Annotated in this window: 11 protein-coding genes; 10 read left to right on the forward strand and 1 reads right to left on the reverse strand. The window is 72.9% G+C overall.

All coding sequences use genetic code 11. The features are described 5' to 3' along the window. Nucleotides 1-81: 81 nt before the first annotated feature. From rpoB to AC4OR8_RS05665, 10 genes are all read left to right on the forward strand, one after another. Nucleotides 82-3,549: a DNA-directed RNA polymerase subunit beta gene (rpoB, locus tag AC4OR8_RS05620; RefSeq protein ID WP_492164554.1), complete on the forward strand. Its 3,468-nt coding sequence runs from the start codon at nucleotides 82-84 to the stop codon at nucleotides 3,547-3,549. An 88-nt stretch (nucleotides 3,550-3,637) separates the two neighbouring features. Next, nucleotides 3,638-7,519, forward strand: a complete 3,882-nt coding sequence (locus AC4OR8_RS05625) for a DNA-directed RNA polymerase subunit beta' (RefSeq protein WP_492164555.1) — start codon at nucleotides 3,638-3,640, stop codon at nucleotides 7,517-7,519. 114 nt (nucleotides 7,520-7,633) lie between these two features. Continuing rightward, nucleotides 7,634-8,884 carry a geranylgeranyl reductase family protein gene (locus AC4OR8_RS05630; protein WP_492164556.1) on the forward strand — a complete coding sequence of 417 codons (1,251 nt, stop codon included), beginning with the start codon at nucleotides 7,634-7,636 and terminating at the stop codon, nucleotides 8,882-8,884. A gap of 3 nt (nucleotides 8,885-8,887) precedes the next feature. Beyond that, nucleotides 8,888-9,688, forward strand: coding sequence for a lysophospholipid acyltransferase family protein (locus AC4OR8_RS05635; protein ID WP_492164557.1), 801 nt, complete (start codon nucleotides 8,888-8,890; stop codon nucleotides 9,686-9,688). Between the two features lie 5 nt (nucleotides 9,689-9,693). Further along, nucleotides 9,694-10,629: an NUDIX hydrolase gene (locus AC4OR8_RS05640; RefSeq protein ID WP_492164558.1), complete on the forward strand. Its 936-nt coding sequence runs from the start codon at nucleotides 9,694-9,696 to the stop codon at nucleotides 10,627-10,629. Then, nucleotides 10,626-11,888 carry a hydroxyacid-oxoacid transhydrogenase gene (locus AC4OR8_RS05645; RefSeq protein WP_492164559.1) on the forward strand — a complete coding sequence of 421 codons (1,263 nt, stop codon included), beginning with the start codon at nucleotides 10,626-10,628 and terminating at the stop codon, nucleotides 11,886-11,888. The genes AC4OR8_RS05640 and AC4OR8_RS05645 overlap by 4 nt, the downstream gene beginning before the upstream one ends. Beyond that, nucleotides 11,885-14,779 (forward strand): FAD-binding and (Fe-S)-binding domain-containing protein, encoded by a 2,895-nt coding sequence (locus AC4OR8_RS05650; RefSeq protein WP_492164560.1) that lies wholly within the window; start codon nucleotides 11,885-11,887, stop codon nucleotides 14,777-14,779. The genes AC4OR8_RS05645 and AC4OR8_RS05650 overlap by 4 nt, the downstream gene beginning before the upstream one ends. 99 nt (nucleotides 14,780-14,878) lie before the next feature. After that, a complete protein-coding gene (locus AC4OR8_RS05655) occupies nucleotides 14,879-16,132 on the forward strand; it encodes a class I SAM-dependent methyltransferase (protein ID WP_492164561.1) in 1,254 nt (417 codons plus the stop codon). A 4-nt stretch (nucleotides 16,133-16,136) separates the two neighbouring features. Continuing rightward, nucleotides 16,137-17,126 (forward strand): hypothetical protein, encoded by a 990-nt coding sequence (locus tag AC4OR8_RS05660; protein WP_492164562.1) that lies wholly within the window; start codon nucleotides 16,137-16,139, stop codon nucleotides 17,124-17,126. Between the two features lie 70 nt (nucleotides 17,127-17,196). After that, entirely contained in the window at nucleotides 17,197-18,222 is a 1,026-nt protein-coding gene (locus AC4OR8_RS05665) for a DNA topoisomerase IB (protein WP_492164563.1), read from the forward strand. Here AC4OR8_RS05665 and serC read toward each other — a convergent pair. Beyond that, nucleotides 18,219-19,340, reverse strand: coding sequence for a phosphoserine transaminase (gene serC, locus AC4OR8_RS05670; protein WP_492164564.1), 1,122 nt, complete (start codon nucleotides 19,338-19,340; stop codon nucleotides 18,219-18,221). The genes AC4OR8_RS05665 and serC overlap by 4 nt on opposite strands. Between the last annotated feature and the right edge of the window lie 27 nt (nucleotides 19,341-19,367).

Raw genomic sequence — 19,367 nt, forward strand, 5'->3', positions numbered from 1 at the left:
CCTCAGATGCCCTCAGCCTTCCCGGTGGTTGACGAGTGGGGGGTGGCGCCTCTCGCCCAGCGTTCTCTCGAAGGACTTCTCTTGGCCGCGCGCAGCTCCACTGTGTCCTCTGCTTCACGTATCTCGTTCGCAAAGATCGACGAACCCCTCGAGGTTCCGCAGCTCCTGGCCCTCCAGACCGACAGCTTCGACTGGCTCGTCGGCAACGAGAAGTGGGACGCCGTCGTCGAGCGTCGCCGCTCCGAGGGTGAGGACGTCTCCAGCAAGTCCGGTCTCCAGGAGATCTTCGAGGAGATCTCCCCGATCGAGGACTTCAGCGAGACCATGTCGCTCTCGTTCGAGAACCCGGTCTTCTACGACCCCAAGTACACCGTCGACGAGTGCAAGGAGAAGGACTTCACCTACTCCGCACCGCTCTACGTCTCCGCCGAGTTCACCAACAACGACACCGGTGAGATCAAGGGCCAGACGGTCTTCATGGGCGACTTCCCGCTGATGACCGACAAGGGCACGTTCATCATCAACGGCACCGAGCGTGTCGTGGTGAGCCAGCTGGTGCGTTCGCCGGGCGTGTACTTCGAGCGCTCCGCCGACAAGACCTCCGACAAGGACATCTACACCGCGAAGATGATCCCGAGCCGCGGTGCCTGGCTGGAGTTCGAGATCGACAAGCGCGACATGGTCGGCGTCCGCCTCGACCGCAAGCGCAAGCAGAACGTCACGGTGCTGCTCAAGGCGCTCGGCTACACCAACGAGCAGATCCGCGAGGAGTTCGGGCAGTACGAGTCGATGATGCTGACCCTGGAGAAGGACAACACCCAGGGCCAGGACGACGCGCTGCTCGACATTTACCGCAAGCTGCGCCCCGGCGAGCCGCCCACGCGCGAGGCCGCCCAGACGCTGCTGAACAACTACTACTTCAACCCCAAGCGCTACGACCTGGCCAAGGTCGGTCGCTACAAGATCAACAAGAAGCTCGGCCTGCAGCAGGCCTTCGACCAGCAGAACCTCACGGTCGAGGACATCGTGGCGGCGATCCGCTACATCGTGGCCCTGCACGACGGCCAGGAGCAGCTCGAGACGCCCCAGGGCGAGCTGCCGATCTCCCCGGACGACATCGACCACTTCGGCAACCGCCGCATGCGCACCGTGGGCGAGCTGATCCAGAACCAGCTCCGCACCGGCCTGGCGCGCATGGAGCGCGTCGTGCGCGAGCGCATGACGACCCAGGACGTCGAGGCGATCACCCCGCAGTCGCTGATCAACATCCGTCCCGTGGTGGCGGCGCTGAAGGAGTTCTTCGGCACCTCCCAGCTGAGCCAGTTCATGGACCAGACCAACCCCATCGCGGGGCTGACGCACAAGCGTCGCCTCTCCGCGCTGGGACCGGGTGGTCTGTCCCGTGACCGTGCCGGCATGGAGGTCCGCGACGTGCACCCGTCGCACTACGGCCGCATGTGCCCCATCGAGACCCCCGAGGGCCCGAACATCGGCCTGATCGGGTCGCTGGCCTCCTACGGCCGGATCAACCCGTTCGGGTTCGTCGAGACGCCGTACCGCAAGGTCATCGACGGCTCCGTCACCGACCAGGTCGAGTACCTCACCGCCGACGACGAGGACCGCTTCGTCATCGCCCAGGCCAACGCGGCCATGGACGAGACCGGCCGCTTCACCGAGGAGCGCGTGCTGGTGCGCCAGCGCGACGGCGAGGTCTCGGAGATCCTGGCCGACGAGGTCGACTACATGGACGTCTCGCCGCGCCAGATGGTGTCGGTCGCGACCGCCCTCATCCCGTTCCTCGAGCACGACGACGCCAACCGTGCGCTCATGGGCGCCAACATGCAGCGCCAGGCCGTGCCGCTGATCCGCAGCGACTCGCCCATCGTCGGCACCGGCATGGAGTTCCGCGCCGCCGTCGACGCCGGTGACGTCGTCACCGCGACCGCGGCCGGCGTCGTGCAGTCGATCTCGGCCGACCTGGTCGAGACGATGAACGACGACGGCAGCTACTCCAGCTACAAGCTGGCGAAGTTCCGCCGCTCCAACCAGGGCACCTGCATCAACCAGCGCCCCCTGGTCGCCGAGGGCGACCGCCTCGAGGTCGGCAGCCCCATCGCCGACGGCCCGTGCACCGACGACGCCGAGATGGCGCTGGGCACGAACCTCCTCGTGGCGTTCATGCCGTGGCAGGGCCACAACTACGAGGACGCGATCATCCTCTCCCAGCGCCTGGTGCAGGAGGACGTCCTCACCTCGATCCACATCGAGGAGCACGAGGTCGACGCCCGCGACACCAAGCTGGGCCCGGAGGAGATCACCCGCGACATCCCCAACGTCTCCGAGGAGATGCTGGCCGACCTCGACGAGCGCGGGATCATCCGCATCGGCGCCGAGGTGCAGACCGGTGACATCCTCGTCGGCAAGGTGACGCCGAAGGGCGAGACCGAGCTGACCCCCGAGGAGCGCCTGCTGCGCGCGATCTTCGGCGAGAAGGCGCGCGAGGTGCGCGACACCTCGATGAAGGTGCCCCACGGCGAGTCCGGCACGGTCATCGGCGTCCGCGTCTTCGACCGCGAGGACGGCGACGAGCTGCCCCCGGGCGTCAACCAGCTGGTCCGCGTCTACGTCGCCCAGAAGCGCAAGATCTCGGTGGGCGACAAGCTCGCCGGTCGCCACGGCAACAAGGGCGTCATCGCCAAGATCCTGCCCGTCGAGGACATGCCGTTCATGGAGGACGGCACCCCCGTCGACGTCGTGCTCAACCCGCTCGGCGTCCCGCGCCGGATGAACATCGGCCAGATCCTGGAGCTCCACCTGGGCTGGCTGGCCAAGCAGGGCTGGGACCTCGACCTCTCGGACGACAAGTCCGACGCCGACTGGAAGCAGCGCCTGATCAAGATCCACGCCGACAAGGCCGCGCCGAGCTCCAAGGTGGCCACCCCCGTCTTCGACGGGGCGCGCGAGGACGAGATCACCGGGCTGCTGGGGGCCACCGTCCCCAACCGCGACGGCGTGCGGATGATCGACGAGACCGGCAAGGCGAGCCTGTTCGACGGCCGCTCCGGCGAGCCGTTCCCCGAGCCCGTGTCGGTCGGCTACATGTACATCCTCAAGCTGCACCACCTCGTGGACGACAAGATCCACGCGCGCAGCACCGGCCCCTACTCGATGATCACGCAGCAGCCCCTGGGCGGCAAGGCCCAGTTCGGTGGCCAGCGGTTCGGCGAGATGGAGGTCTGGGCGATGGAGGCCTACGGCGCCGCCTACGCCCTGCAGGAGCTGCTCACGATCAAGTCCGACGACGTCCCCGGACGCGTCAAGGTCTACGAGGCGATCGTCAAGGGCGAGAACATCCCCGACTCGGGCATCCCCGAGTCGTTCAAGGTGCTCGTCAAGGAGATGCAGTCGCTCTGCCTGAACGTCGAGGTCCTGAGCCAGGACGGTTCGTCCATCGAGCTGCGCGACGCGGAGGAGGACGTCTTCCGTGCCGCCGAGGAGCTGGGCATCGACCTGTCCCGCCGCGAGCCCAGCAGCGTCGAAGAAGTCTGAGCGCGACGGCGGGGCGCCCACCCGGGCGCCCCGCCCCCGCCAGTCCACGACTCGTTCCACCCAGATCTAACGAAGGACAACAGCCACCGTGCTCGATGTGAACTTCTTCGACCAGCTTCAGATCGGCCTGGCCACCGCGGACGACATCCGTACCTGGAGCCACGGCGAGGTCAAGAAGCCGGAGACCATCAACTACCGCACGCTCAAGCCCGAGCGTGACGGCCTCTTCTGCGAGAAGATCTTCGGTCCCACCCGGGACTGGGAGTGCTACTGCGGCAAGTACAAGCGCGTGCGCTTCAAGGGCATCATCTGCGAGCGCTGCGGCGTCGAGGTGACCCGTTCCAAGGTGCGTCGCGAGCGGATGGGCCACATCGAGCTCGCCGCGCCCGTGACCCACATCTGGTACTTCAAGGGTGTCCCCAGCCGGCTGGGCTACCTGCTCGACCTGGCCCCGAAGGACCTCGAGAAGGTCATCTACTTCGCGGCCTACATGATCACCGCCGTCGACGAGGACGCCCGCCACAGCGACCTGTCGTCGCTGGAGAACAAGGTCGGCCTGGAGCGCGAGCGCCTCGAGAAGCGTCGCGACCAGTCGCTGGAGGACCGCACCAAGAAGCTCGAGGAGGACCTCGCCGCCCTGGAGGCCGAGGGCGCCAAGGCCGACGCCCGCCGCAAGGTGCGCGACGGTGCGGAGCGGGAGATGAAGCAGCTGCGCGACCGTGCGCAGCGCGAGATCGACCGCCTCGACGAGGTGTGGAACACCTTCAAGTCCCTCAAGGTCCAGGACCTGATGGGCGACGAGATGCTCTACCGCGAGATGAAGAACTGGTTCGGCAAGTACTTCGAGGGCCACATGGGCGCCACGGCGATCCAGAAGCGCCTCGAGGACTTCGACATCCCCGCCGAGGTGGAGTCGCTGCGCGACACCATCGCCAACGGCAAGGGCCAGAAGAAGGTCCGCGCGCTCAAGCGCCTCAAGGTCGTCGACGCCTTCCGCAAGACCGGCAACAAGCCCCAGGGCATGGTGCTCGACGCCGTCCCGGTGATCCCGCCGGACCTGCGTCCGATGGTGCAGCTCGACGGTGGCCGCTTCGCGACCTCCGACCTCAACGACCTGTACCGCCGCGTGATCAACCGCAACAACCGCCTCAAGCGGCTGCTCGACCTCGGCGCGCCCGAGATCATCGTCAACAACGAGAAGCGGATGCTCCAGGAGGCCGTCGACTCGCTGTTCGACAACGGCCGCCGCGGGCGCCCCGTCACCGGCCCGGGCAACCGGCCGCTGAAGTCGCTCTCCGACATGCTCAAGGGCAAGCAGGGCCGCTTCCGGCAGAACCTGCTCGGCAAGCGCGTCGACTACTCCGGTCGCTCGGTCATCGTCTCGGGCCCGCAGCTCAAGCTCCACCAGTGCGGTCTGCCCAAGCAGATGGCGCTCGAGCTGTTCAAGCCGTTCGTGATGAAGCGCCTCGTCGACCTGTCGCACGCGCAGAACATCAAGTCGGCCAAGCGCATGGTCGAGCGGGCCCGCCCGGTCGTGTGGGACGTGCTCGAGGAGGTCATCACCGAGCACCCGGTGCTGCTGAACCGTGCGCCCACGCTGCACCGCCTCGGCATCCAGGCCTTCGAGCCCCAGCTGATCGAGGGCAAGGCCATCCAGATCCACCCGCTCGTCTGCTCGGCGTTCAACGCCGACTTCGACGGCGACCAGATGGCGGTGCACCTGCCGCTGTCGGCCGAGGCCCAGGCCGAGGCGCGGATCCTGATGCTGTCGACGAACAACATCCTCAAGCCCTCCGACGGCCGTCCGGTCACCATGCCCACCCAGGACATGATCATCGGGCTGTTCTTCCTCACCACCGACCGCGACGGGCAGCCCGGCAACGGGCGCGCCTTCTCGTCGCCGGCCGAGGCGATCATGGCCTTCGACCGCGGTGAGATCTCGATCCAGAGCAAGGTCAAGATCCGGCTCGACGACATCGTGCCGGCCGCCGACCAGGCCCTGCCCGAGGGCTGGGAGCCGGGCCAGGCCATCACCGTCGACACGACGCTGGGCCGCACCCTGTTCAACGACACGCTGCCCGCCGACTACCCGTACGTGAACTTCGAGGTCGGCAAGAAGCAGCTCGGCGCGATCGTCAACGACCTCGCGGAGCGCTACACCAAGGTCGAGGTCGCCGCCTCGCTCGACGCCCTCAAGGACGCCGGCTTCCGCTGGGCGACGTTCTCCGGCGTGACGGTCTCCATCGACGACGTCACGACCCCGAGCGACAAGCTCCAGATCCTGGAGAGCTACGAGGCGCAGGCCGCCAAGGTGCAGAAGCAGTTCGAGCGCGGCCTGGTCACCGACGACGAGCGCCGTCAGGAGCTCGTCGAGATCTGGACCGAGGCCTCGAAGAAGGTCGGCGACGCGATGGAGAAGGCGTTCTCCAAGACCAACCCGATCTACATGATGGTCGACTCGGGCGCGTCGGGGAACATGAACCAGATCCGTCAGGTCGGCGCCATGCGCGGGCTGGTGGCCAACCCGAAGGGCGAGATCATCCCGCGCCCGATCAAGGCCAACTTCCGCGAGGGCCTCACCGTGCTGGAGTACTTCATCTCCACCCACGGTGCCCGCAAGGGTCTCGCCGACACCGCCCTGCGCACCGCCGACTCGGGCTACCTCACCCGTCGTCTGGTCGACGTCTCGCAGGACGTGATCATCCGCGAGGACGACTGCGGCACCGAGCGCGGCCTGCCCAAGGTCATCGGCGAGCGCCGTCCCGACGGCACCGTGGTCAAGCACGAGAACGCCGAGACCGCGGCGTACGCCCGATCGGCTGCCACCGAGGTCACCCACCCGGAGACCGGTGAGGTGCTGGCCGGCGCCGGGGAGGACCTCGGCGACGTCAAGATCGGCGAGCTGGTCGAGGCCGGCATCGAGTCGGTCAAGGTGCGCTCCGTGCTCACCTGCGACGCCCGCACCGGCACCTGCGCCAAGTGCTACGGCCGCTCGCTGGCCACCGGCAAGCTCGTCGACATCGGCGAGGCCGTCGGCATCATCGCGGCCCAGTCGATCGGTGAGCCCGGCACGCAGCTGACCATGCGCACCTTCCACACCGGTGGTGTGGCCTCGGCCGACGACATCACGCAGGGCCTGCCCCGCGTGGTCGAGCTCTTCGAGGCCCGCTCGCCCAAGGGTCTGTCCCCGATCTCGGAGGCCGCCGGCCGCATCGAGATCGAGGAGACCGACAAGGCGCGCAAGGTGCTGGTGACCCCCGACGACGGCTCCGACGTCATCGAGTACGTCGTCAGCCGCCGCTCGCGGCTGCTCGTCGGCGACGGCGACCACATCGAGGTCGGCCAGATGCTGACCCTCGGTACGCCCGACCCGAAGGAGGTGCTGCGGATCCTCGGCGTGCGCCGTACCCAGCAGCACCTCGTCGACGAGGTCCAGCAGGTCTACCGCAGCCAGGGCGTGTCGATCCACGACAAGCACATCGAGATCATCGTGCGGCAGATGCTGCGCCGGATCACGGTGATCGAGTCGGGCGACACCAACCTGCTGCCCTCCGACCTGGTCGACCGCGTGCTGTTCGAGGAGGAGAACCGTCGCGTGGTCTCCGAGGGCGGCAAGCCGGCCTCGGGACGCCCGGAGCTCATGGGCATCACCAAGGCCTCGCTGGCGACCGAGTCGTGGCTCTCGGCGGCCTCCTTCCAGGAGACCACCCGCGTGCTCACCGACGCCGCCATCCACGGTCGCTCCGACTCGCTGCGCGGGCTGAAGGAGAACGTGATCATCGGCAAGCTGATCCCGGCGGGCACCGGCCTCGAGCGGTACCGCAACATCCGGGTGGAGCCCACCGAGGAGGCGCGGGCCGCGGCGTACTCCGTCACCGGCTACGACTCCTACGACTACGAGTTCGGTGGCACCGGCACCAACCAGGCCGTCGCGCTGGACGACTTCGACTTCGGGTCGTACCAGAACTGACCGGCTGACCTGCACCAGCGCCAGGACCCCCACCGCCTCCGGGCGGTGGGGGTCCTGCTGCGTCCGGCGCCGGTCGGTCGCCGGCGCCACCCAGGCGCCTGAGAGGATCGGGGCGTGAGCGAGCGACCCGTCGAGACCGACGTCCTGGTGGTCGGTGCGGGGCCCGCGGGCTCGGCGGCGGCTGCCTGGGCCGCGCGCTCGGGTGCCGACGTGCTGCTGGCCGACGCGGCGACCTTCCCCCGCGACAAGACCTGCGGCGACGGCCTGACGCCCCGCGCGGTCGGCGAGCTGCAGCGCCTCGGGCTCGAGGACTGGCTGCGCGCCCACGTCACCAGCAAGGGCCTGCGCGCCCACGGCTTCGGGCAGGTGCTGCACCTGCCGTGGCCCGGCGGGACCCTGCCCGACTGGGGCAGCGCGGTGGCCCGCACCGAGCTCGACGACCACCTGCGCAGCACCGCGCTGGCGTGGGGTGCGCGCGCGCTCGACGGCGCCCGGGCGGTCGACGTGCGCCGCGACGGCGAGCGGGTCGCGGCGGTGGTGTTCGAGCAGCGCACGGCGGCCGGGCGGGAGCGCTTCGAGGTGGCGTGCCGCCGGCTGGTGGTGGCCGACGGCGTCCGCTCGCCGCTCGGCCGGGTGCTGGGGCGCGAGTGGCACCGCGACACCGTCTACGGCGTCGCCGGGCGCGCCTACGTCGACTCCACCCGCTCCGACGACCCCTGGATCAGCTCCCACCTCGAGCTGCGTGGTGAGGACGGCGCGATCCTGTCCGGCTACGGCTGGATCTTCCCCCTCGGCACCGGCGAGGTGAACGTCGGCGTCGGCACGCTGGCCACCGCCAAGCGGCCCGCCGACATCGCGGTCAAGCCGTTGATGAACCACTACGCCGACCAGCGACGCGAGGAGTTCGGGCTGGGCGCGGAGCTGCGGGTGCCGACGTCGGCGCTGCTGCCGATGGGCGGCGCGGTCTCCCACGTCGCCGGCGCCAACTGGGCGCTCGTCGGCGACGCCGCCGGTTGCGTCAACCCGCTCAACGGCGAGGGCATCGACTACGGCCTGGAGACCGGTCGGCTGGTGGCCGAGATGATGGCCGACGGCGACGACCTGGCGACCGCGTGGCCCGCCCTGCTGCGCGCGCACTACGGCGAGTCGTTCTCCGTGGCGCGGCGCCTGGCCGGGCTGGTCACCGTGCCGCGCCTGCTGCCGGCGCTCGGCCCGGTGGGCATGCGCTCGGACTGGATGATGACGCTGGCGCTGCGCTGGATGGGCAACCTGGTGACCGACGACGACCGCGACCGCGCCGCGCGCGTGTGGCGCTGGGCCGGACGGCGCTCGCTGGCCGTCGACCACCGCCCGCCGTTCACCTGAGCCGTGGGCACCGACCTCACCTACGACGCCGCGATCCGCCTGGGCCGCGGGCTCGTGCGCGCCCTCGACGTCTCGACGCGGGTCAGCGGCGTCGAGCACCTGCCGAGCGACGGCCCGGCGCTGATGGCCAGCGTGCACGTGGGCTACCCCGACTTCCTGTTCGTGGGGAAGGCGGGCCTCGAGCGGGGCCGCCACGTGCGGTTCCTGTGTCGTCACGACATCTGGCACCGTCGGTCGCTGGCGCTGGTGATGGACGCGATGCAGCACGTGCCGGTCGACCGGGAGGCGCCGGCCGGGGCCTACCTGCGCGCGCGGCGGCTGCTGCGCGAGGGCGAGGCGGTGTGCGGCTTCCCCGAGGCCGGCATCTCCTGGTCCTACACCGTGCGCTCGCTGATGCGCGGACTGCCCGCCCTGGCGCGCGAGACCGGCGTCCCGCTGGTGCCGGTGGCGGTGTGGGGCACCCAGCGCATCTGGTCGGTGGGGGTGCCGGTCGAGGGGCGCAAGCCGTCGCCGCTGCTGCGCCGCGGGCGCACCGTGGACGTCGCCTTCGGCGAGCCCATGGAGGTGGGCCCCGGCGCCGACCTGGTCACCGTCACCGAGGCGCTGGGCCACCGGCTCACCGCGATGCTGGAGGACCTGCAGCGCCGTCCCGAGCACGTGCCGCGTCCGGGGGAGCGCGCCCGCTGGTACCCCGCCCACCTCGGGGGCCACGCCCTCGACCGGGCTGCCGCGCAGGAGTGGGACAGCGTGCCGCGCTCGGCCGTGCCGCCCACCTGGGGCCCGGGGACGCGGCGGCTACCGTGACCGGCATGGGTGGCCTGCCGCGGACGCAGCGCGTGGCGGCGTACGCCGTCGTGCTGCGCGACGACCACGTGCTGCTCAGCCGGCTCGCGCCGCGGCTGACCCGCACCGAGCTGTGGACCCTGCCCGGCGGCGGGCTCGACCACGGCGAGGACCCGCGCGCCGCGGTGGTGCGCGAGGTGCACGAGGAGACCGGGCTCGACGTCACGGTGGGCGACAGCGCCCGCGCGCACTCGCTGCACCTGCCCCGCGACCGGCGCGGCGGACGACGCGTCGACGCGTGGTCGCTGCGGCTGGTCTACGAGGGCTGGGTGGCCCGCGACGCCCCCGCACCGCACGTGGTGGAGGTCGACGGCACCACCGTCGACGCCGCGTGGCAGCCGCTGGCCGGCGTCGCCGACGGCAGCGTGCCGGTCACCGCGCTGGTGCGCCAGGCGCTCGCCGACCACAGCCCCGCCCGGGTGCAGCGGCTGGCCGCCTACGCCCTGGCGACCCGTGAGGTCGACGGGCGCCGCCAGGTGCTGCTCACCCGCATCTCCGCCCGGGGCCACCACAGCGGGTCCTGGACGCTGCCCGGCGGCGGCGTCGACCACGGCGAGTCGCCGCGGGACGCCGTGCGCCGCGAGCTCGCCGAGGAGTGCGGGGTCGTGGCCGAGGTGGGCGACGTGGTCACCGTCGACGACGTGCACCTGCAGGGCACCGCCCCCTCGGGGCGCCACGAGGACTTCCACGGCGTGCACCTCGTGCTCCGCGCCGACGTGCCGGCCGGCGTCGAGCCCCGGGTGGTGGAGGTCGACGGCACCACCGACGCCGCCCGCTGGGTCGACGTCGCCGAGGTCGCCGGTCTGCCGGTGCTCGACGTCGTGCGCGCGGCACTGGACGCCGACCAGCGGCGTCAGGCGGCCCCGATATCGTGGCGGAGGACCGAGGAGGACCACCTGTGAGCGAGACCGTCTTCACCTACGCCGCCCCTGCGCTGAAGTTCGGCAGCGGCTCGTCGTCCGAGGTGGGCCACGACCTGGCCGGCTTCGGGGCGCGCCGCGTGCTGCTGGTCACCGACCCCGGCGTCGCCGCGACGGGCCACCCCGCGCGCATCGCCGAGGAGGTCACCGCCCGCGGCCTGGAGGTCGTGGTGTTCGACGGCGCGCGCGTGGAGCCGACCGACGAGTCGATGCTGGAGGCCATCGCGTTCGCCCGCGCCGAGGGCCCGTTCGACGCCGTCCTCGCGGTGGGCGGCGGCTCGTCGATCGACACCGCCAAGGCGGTCAACCTGCTCACCACCAACCCCGGCGAGCTGATGGACTACCTCAACGCGCCCGTCGGCGGGGGACAGGCGCCCACCCAGCCCCTGCTGCCGCTGGTCGCGATCCCGACGACGACCGGCACGGGCAGCGAGAGCACCACGATCTGCGTGCTCGACGTGCTGTCGCTGCACGTGAAGACCGGCATCAGCCACCCCGCGCTGCGCCCGCGCCTCGCGGTCGTCGACCCGCGCCTGACGATGGGCCAGCCGGCCATGGTCACCGCGGCCTCGGGCATGGACATCCTGTGCCACGCGCTGGAGAGCTACACCGCGCGCTGGTACGCCGACTTCGACGCCAAGCAGCCCGAGCAGCGGGTGCCGTACTGCGGCGCCAACCCCATCGCCGACCTGTGGTCGGAGCGCGCCCTGGGGCTGCTCGCCGGGTCGTTCCGCACCGCGGTGGCCGACGGCACCGACGTGGCCGCGCGCGAGCAGATGGCGCTGGCAGCGACGTTCGCCGGCCTCGGCTTCGGCAACGCCGGCGTGCACATCCCCCACGCCAACGCCTACCCCATCGCCGGCCGGGTGCGCGACTACCGCCCCGCGGGCTACCCGCAGGACGACGCGATGGTGCCGCACGGCATGGCCGTGTCGCTCACCGCGCCCGAGGCGTTCCGGTTCACCTTCGAGGCCGCGCCCGAGCGCCACCTGGTCGCCGCCCGGCTGCTCGACCCGTCGGCCACCGGCACCGGGCCCGACGTGCTGCCCCGGGTCGTCACCACGCTGATGAAGGACATCGGCCTGCCCAGCGGCCTCGCCGAGGTCGGCTACGGCGACGGCGACGTCGACGACCTCGTGGGCGGTGCGCTGCAGCAGCAGCGGCTGCTCGCCACCGCGCCGCGCGAGGTCGCGGCCGACGACCTCGCCGGCGTGTTCCGCGCCTCGATGGAGAACTGGTGACCCTGCAGACCCACGACGTGGTCTCGACCGACCTGGTCGCCGAGCTGCGGGCCCGCGGCGTCGCCGACGTCGACGACTCCGTGCTGACCCGGGCGCTGTACTCCACCGACGCCTCCCTCTACCGCGTCGTGCCGCAGGTGGTGGCGCGCCCGCGCCACCCCGACGAGCTGCTCGCGGTGCTCGACGCCGCCCGGGCCACCCGCACCCCGCTGACCATGCGCGGCGCCGGCACGTCCATCGCCGGCAACGCCGTGGGCCCCGGCATCGTGGTCGACACCGCCCGCCACCTCGGGCGGGTGCTGGAGATCGACGCCGAGGCCCGCACCGCACGGGTGCAGCCGGGCGCGGTGCACGCCACCCTGCAGCGCGCCGCCCAGGCCCAGGGCCTGCGCTTCGGTCCCGACCCGTCGACCCACACCCGCTGCACCATCGGCGGGATGATCGGCAACAACGCCTGCGGCTCCCGCGCGCTGGGCTACGGCCGCACCTCCGACAACGTGGAGGCCCTGACCGTGGCCTTCGGCACCGGCGAGGTGTGGTCGGGCGGCCAGGGCGACGTCGCCCGCGGTCTCGCGGCGATCACCGACGCCAGCCTCGAGCACGTGCGGACGTCGTTCGGCCGGTTCACCCGCCAGGTCAGCGGCTACGCCATGGAGCAGCTGCTGCCGGAGAACGGCCGCCGCCTCGAGCGCTTCCTCACCGGCTCCGAGGGCACCCTCGGGCTCGTCCTCGACGCCACCGTGCGCCTGGTGGTCGACGAGACGTCGCGGCAGCTGGTGGTGCTCGGCTACCCCTCGATGGTCGACGCCGCCGACGCGGTGCCGGCCCTGCTCGCCGCGGCCGGCACCCCCACCGACAGCCCCGCCGGCGTGGAGACCGCCGCCGCCGGGCTGGTCGCCTGCGAGGGTATCGACGCCCGCATCGTCGACCTGGTGCGCGCCCGCGGCGCCGTGCCGGAGCTGCCCCGCGGTGCGGGCTGGCTGTTCGTCGAGGTGACCGACCCCGGCCTGGTGGCCCCGCTGGTGGCCGCGTCCGGCGCGCTCGACCACCGCCTGGTCACCGACCCGCGCGAGGCCGCGGCGTTGTGGCGCATCCGCGAGGACGGCGCCGGCCTGGCCGCCCGCAGCACCTCGCGCCAGGCGCTGTCGGGCTGGGAGGACGCCGCCGTGCCGCCGGACCGCCTCGGCGCCTGGCTGCGCGACTTCGACGAGCTGCTCGTCGAGCACGACCTGCAGGGCGTGCCGTACGGGCACTTCGGTGACGGCTGCGTGCACGTGCGCATCGACTTCGACTTCTCCGACCGCGAGGTCGACGCCGCCGCCGGGCCCCGGCGCTTCCGCGCCTTCATCGAGGAGTGCGCGCGCCGTCTGGCCACCCACGGCGGCTCGCTGTCGGGGGAGCACGGCGACGGCCGGGCCCGCTCCGAGCTGCTGACCCACATGTACGACGCGGAGTCGCTGCGGCTCTTCGCCGCCGCCAAGGCCGTCTGCGACCCCGACGACCTGCTCAACCCCGGCGTGCTGGTGGCCCCCGACCCGTTCGACGCCTCGCTGCGCCCGGCGCGGCCCCGCGAGCGGGTGCGACCGCTGCTGCGCCTCGTGCACGACGGCGGGTCGCTCGGCGACGCCGTGCACCGCTGCACCGGCGTCGGCAAGTGCGTGGCGCCGTCGGCGACCGGCGTGATGTGCCCGTCCTGGCAGGCCACCCGCGACGAGAAGGACTCCACCCGCGGGCGCTCCCGGGTGCTCCAGGAGGCCGTCGACGGCACCCTGGTGAAGGGTCTCGGCGACCCCGCGGTCGCGGAGGCGCTCGACCTCTGCCTGTCGTGCAAGGGCTGCGCGTCGGACTGCCCCACCGGGGTCGACATGGCCACCTACAAGGCCGAGGCCACCTACCAGCGCTACGACGGGCCCGACGCCACCGAGCGGCGCCCGCGCAGCCACTACCTGCTCGGCCGGCTGCCCCGCTGGGCCGCGCTGGCCGCGCCCGTGGCGCCCCTGGCCAACCGGATGATGCGGCTGGGTCCCGTGGCCAGCGCCGCCCGGGCCACCGCCGGCATCGACCAGCGCCGCTCCATCCCGGCGTTCGCCCCCCGCACCCTGCGCCGCTCCACGCGACCCACCCGCTCGTCGCGTGCGGCGGGGGCCGACGCGCAGGCGCCCGACGTGTGGGTGTGGGCCGACTCCTTCACCGACCACTTCTTCCCGCGCAGCGCGCTGGCGGCCATCGAGGTGCTCGAGGCCTCCGGGCTGCGGGTGCGGGTGATCTCCGACCACGCCTGCTGCGGGCTCACCTGGATCACCACCGGCCAGCTCGACCAGGCCCGGGCGATCATGGGGCGCACGGTCGCGACGCTGGCGCCGTACGTCGCCTCCGGCGTGCCGGTGCTGGGCCTGGAGCCGTCGTGCCTGGCCACGCTGCGCAGCGACGCCGTGGAGCTCACCGACGACCCGCGCGCCGCGGAGGTGGCCGCAGGCATGCTCACCTTCGCCGAGCTGGCCACCCGGCTCGACCTGCCGCTGCCCGACCTGACCGGCGTCGAGGTCGTGGCGCAGCCGCACTGCCACCAGCACGCCGTGCTCGGCTGGGACGCCGACCGCGCGCTGCTCGAGCGGGCGGGAGCCGCGGTGACCAAGGTGTCCGGCTGCTGCGGGCTCGCGGGCAACTTCGGCATGGAGAAGGGCCACTACGACGTGTCGGTGGCGGTCGCGGAGACCCACCTGCTGCCAGCCGTGCGCTCCCACCCCGACGCGGTCGTGCTGGCCGACGGCATGTCCTGCCGCGTGCAGCTCGACGACCTCGCCGGCGTGGAGACCCTGCACCTCGCCGAGCTGTGGGCCTCCCGGCTGCCGGCGCGCCCCGCCGACAGCCCCGCCGGGAGCACGCCGTGAACCCGCGTCACCGTCGCTACGTCATCCCGGTGGCGCTGGCGCTCCTGCTGCTGCTCGTGGTGGTCGCCGCCGTCCTCGAGCGGTGAGGAGCACCCACCCGTGAGCACCCCCCTGCCCGACGCCCTCGCCGAGCTGCGCGAGCACCTGCTGCACCCCGACCGGCTGGTGCGGGCGGTGGCCTCCGGTCGCCGTCGCGGCACCGAGCCCCCGCCGTGGCGGCGCGTCGAGCTGCGCCACGTCGACCTGAAGGCCGGCACCCACCTGCAGGTCACCGCCTACGACGCCACGCAGGCCCACACCAGCAACCACGCCTCCGGGCCCGGTCAGGTCGCGGCCGGCGAGGCGCTCGACGGGCTGCTCGCGCTGCCGTTCGGCAACTGGCACGTGGAGACCACCACCGGCACCCACCAGCTGCGGGTGACGAAGAAGGGCGAGGCCGTGCTGCACTCCAGCGCGCGGGCGGAGCCGGCCGTCGTCGACCGCGCCCACGACCGCGACAAGCCGCGCCTGCTCGCCGAGGACGACCCGGTGTTCGCCGCGCTGGGGCTCACCGACGAGCGCGGCCGGGTGAAGCCGAGCCGGCAGGCGAAGTACCGCCAGGTCGAGGAGTTCCTGCGGCTGCTCGACGGCGCGATCACCGACGCGCGCAGCAGCGGGCACCTGCGCCGGCCCACCGAGGACGACCCGCTGCGCATCGTCGACCTCGGCTGCGGCAACGCCTACCTCACCTTCGCCGCGCAGCGCTACCTCACCGCCGTGCGCGGGCTGCCGGTGGTGGTGACCGGCGCCGACGTCAAGGAGCAGTCGCGCGAGCACAACAGCGCGGTGGCCGAGCGGCTCGGGGTGCGTGCGGAGTTCGTGGTCGGCTCGATCGCCGACGTGCGCCTCGACCCCGCCCCCGAGGTGGTGCTGGCGCTGCACGCCTGCGACACCGCCACCGACGAGGCGCTGGCACGCGCGGTGGAGTGGCGGGCGCCGTTGGTGCTCGCCGCGCCGTGCTGCCACCACGACGTCGCCGCCCAGCTGCGGCGCACGCCCGCGCCCGCGCCGTGGGCGATGCTCACCCGCCACGGCATCCTGCGCGAGCGGCTGGCCGACACCCTCACCGACGGCCTGCGGGCCTCGCTGCTGCGCCAGCAGGGCTACCGCGTCGACGTCGTGCAGTTCATCGAGAGCCAGCACACCCCGCGCAACACCATGCTCCGCGCCGTGCGCACCGGCTCCGTGGACGCCGCCGGCCAGGGCGACGACTCCGCTCGTGAGGAGTACGACGAGCTGGTCGGCGCCTGGGGCATCCGCCCGCGCCTGGCCGACCTCCTCGCGGACGCCGCGCGTGACCCGGCGGAGGGCTGACCCCGTGGTCGGCGGCGTGCTCGCCGCCCTCGTGGTGCTGCCCTTCGCGGCCGGCGCGGCCCTGACCGGCGCGGCGCCGCCCGACCCCGTGCTGACGTTCCGCGATCCCGCCGTGGTGGAGTCGAGCGGGCTGGTGGCGCGCGACGGGTTGGTGGTCACCACCAACGACTCCGGCGACACCGGCCGCGTGTTCGCCGTCGACCCCGCCTCGGGCGCCACTGTCGGGGTCACCACCTGGAGCGACGACCCCGTCGACGTCGAGGCGCTGGCGCCCAGCGAGTTCGCCGACGAGGTGTGGGTGGGCGACATCGGCGACAACGACGCCGAGCGGGAGTCGGTGCGGGTGACGCGCGTGCAGGTGGGCCGCGGCGACCTCGCCGACGCCGGCACGTCGTACGAGCTGGTCTATCCCGACGGCGCCCACGACGCCGAGACGCTGCTCAGCGAGCCCGGCACCGGCCGGCTGCTGGTGGCCACCAAGGGGTTCCTCGGCGGCACGCTCTACCGCGCCCCCGAGCGGCTCAGCACCCGCACGCCCAACGAGCTCGAGCCCGTCGGGCCGGTGCTGTCGATCGCCACCGACGGCGCGTTCTTCCCTGACGGCCGCCACCTCGTCGTGCGCGGCTACGCCCGCGCCGTGGTCTACGCCTGGCCCTCCCTCGACGAGGTCGCCGACCTGACGCTGCCGGCCCAGCGCCAGGGCGAGGGCGTCGCGATCGACGAGGACGGCCGGGTGCTGCTCTCCAGCGAGGGCCGGCGCTCCGACGTCCTGGAGCTGCGGCTGCCGACGGCCGTGCGCGCCCGGGTCGACGGCGACACCGAGCAGGAGCAGACGGCCGGTCCGGCCGACGAGCCGGCCGACGGGACCGACGGGGCGGGCAGCACCGCCGCGGAGGCCGAGGAGGTCGTCACGTCGTCCTCGTCGTGGGTCGTCGGCGGCCTGATCGGCCTCGGCGTGGTCGTGGTGCTGCTGCGCTCGCTGCGCCCCCGCTGACCGGCTCCACCCAGGCCGGCTCCACAGAGGGGTGAGGTGGCCGCCGGGGGCCGACCCTAGGGTCGCCGGCATGGTCCGGCTGCGTCGCACGTCCCCCGACCAGCCCGGGTGGACCCGCCGGCGCGCCGGGCGCGGCTTCGTCTACCTCGACCAGCACGGCGACCGGCTGGGCGACGACGAGGCGCAGCGCGTGCGCGACCTGGTGATCCCGCCCGCGTGGCGGGACGTGTGGGTGACCCCCCACGCCCACGGCCACCTGCAGGCCGTCGGCACCGACGACGCCGGGCGTCGGCAGTACCTCTACCACCCGCAGTGGCGGGTGCGCCGCGACGCCGAGAAGTTCGAGCGGATGCTGGAGTTCGGGGCGGCGCTCTCGCGCGCCCGCGAGCTGGTGGTGGCCGACCTCGGGCGCGAGGGCATGCCGCTGGAGCGGGCGTGCGCCGCCGCCGTGCGGCTGCTCGACCTCGGCTACTTCCGCATCGGCAACGACGTGTACGCCGACACCAACGGCAGCTTCGGGCTGACCACCCTCGAGCGCCGTCACGTGCGCCGGCGCCAGGACCGGCTGGTGTTCACCTTCGTCGGCAAGTCGGGGGTCTCCCACGAGATCCCCATCGACGACGCGGTCGTCATCGAGGCCATCGAGACGATGCGGCGCCGTCGCGGCCGTGACCCGCGGCTGCTGTCGTACAAGCACGGCCGCTCCTGGCGCTCGGTGCTGCCCGACCTGGTCAACGAGTACGTGCGGGCCTCCACCGGCCTGGAGGCCACGGCCAAGGACTTCCGCACCTGGCACGCCACCGTGCTGGCCGCGGCGGCGCTGGCCGAGACCCCGGAGCACGGCGAGACCGCGGCCTCGCGCCGGCGGGCGGTGTCGGGGGCGATGAAGGAGGTGTCGTCGTTCCTCGGCAACACCCCTACCCTGGCCCGCTCGGCGTACGTCGACCCGCGGGTGGTGGAGGCCTACGAGGCGGGACGCACCATCGCCGACGTCACCGGCCGCGTGCACGACACCCCCGACCTGCGCCAGGCCGCCCTCGAGCGGGCGACGCTGGCGCTCATCCGCGGCGAGCAGGCCGTGGGTCCCCGGGCCTAGGAGTGCTCGACGACCCAGTCGACGCAGCGGGTGAGGGCGCGCACGTCGTCGGGGTCGACGGAGGGGAACATCGCCACGCGCAGCTGGTTGCGCCCCAGGCTGCGGTAGGGGTCGACGTCCACCACGCCGTGGTCGCGCAGCGTGGCGATGACGGCGGCGGCGTCCACGGCCGGGTCGAGGTCGACGGTGCCGACCACCAGGGAGCGGTGGGCGGGCTCGGCGACGAACGGCGCGGCGTACGACGACGCCTCGGCCCAGCCGTACAGGGCCTGCGACGACTCGGTGGTGCGCGCGACCATGCCCGCCAGGCCGCCGTGGGCGTGCATCCAGTCGAGCTGCTCGGCCATCAGGAACAGCGTGGCCACGGCCGGGGTGTTGTAGGTCTGCTGCTTGCGCGAGTTGGCCACCGCGGTGGGCAGGTCGAGGAACGCCGGCACGTGCCGACCGCTGGCGGCCACCTCCTCGACCCGCGCCAGCGCGGCCGGTGACATGAGTGCCACCCACAGCCCGCCGTCGGAGCCGAACGACTTCTGCGGCGCGAAGTAGTAGACGTCGGTCTCGGCGACGTCGACGGGCAGTCCGCCGGCGCCCGAGGTCGCGTCGACGAGCACCAGCGCCGACCCGGCGGTGCCGGCGGGGCGGCGCACCGGGGCCATCACGCCGGTGGAGGTCTCGTTGTGGGCCCAGGCGTAGACGTCGACGCCCTCCTCCACCACGGGCGCGGCGAGCGAGCCCGGCGCGGCGGCGACCACGGAGGGCTGCTCGAGCCAGGGTGCGGCCGCGGCCGCGGCGGCGAACTTGGCGGTGAACTCGCCGTAGGTCAGGTGCTGGCTGCGTCGCGCGACGAGCCCGTAGGTCGCGGCGTCCCAGAAGGCGGTGGACCCGCCGTTGCCGAGCACGACCTCGTAGCCGTCGGGCAGGGCGAACAGCGCCGCCACGCCCTCCAGCACCCGCCCGACCAGGGCCCGCACGGGAGCCTGGCGGTGGGAGGTGCCGAGCAGCGAGCGCCCGGTGGCGGCCAGCGCGGCCAGCTGCTCGTCGCGCACCTTGGAGGGCCCGGAGCCGAAGCGGCCGTCGGCGGGCAGGAGCTCGGCGGGGATGCGGGGCGTGGCGGGCATGTGCCTCTTCCGGGTGTCGGGGCGGCG

It is taken from the genome of Nocardioides sp. FY1077 (assembly GCF_058681775.1).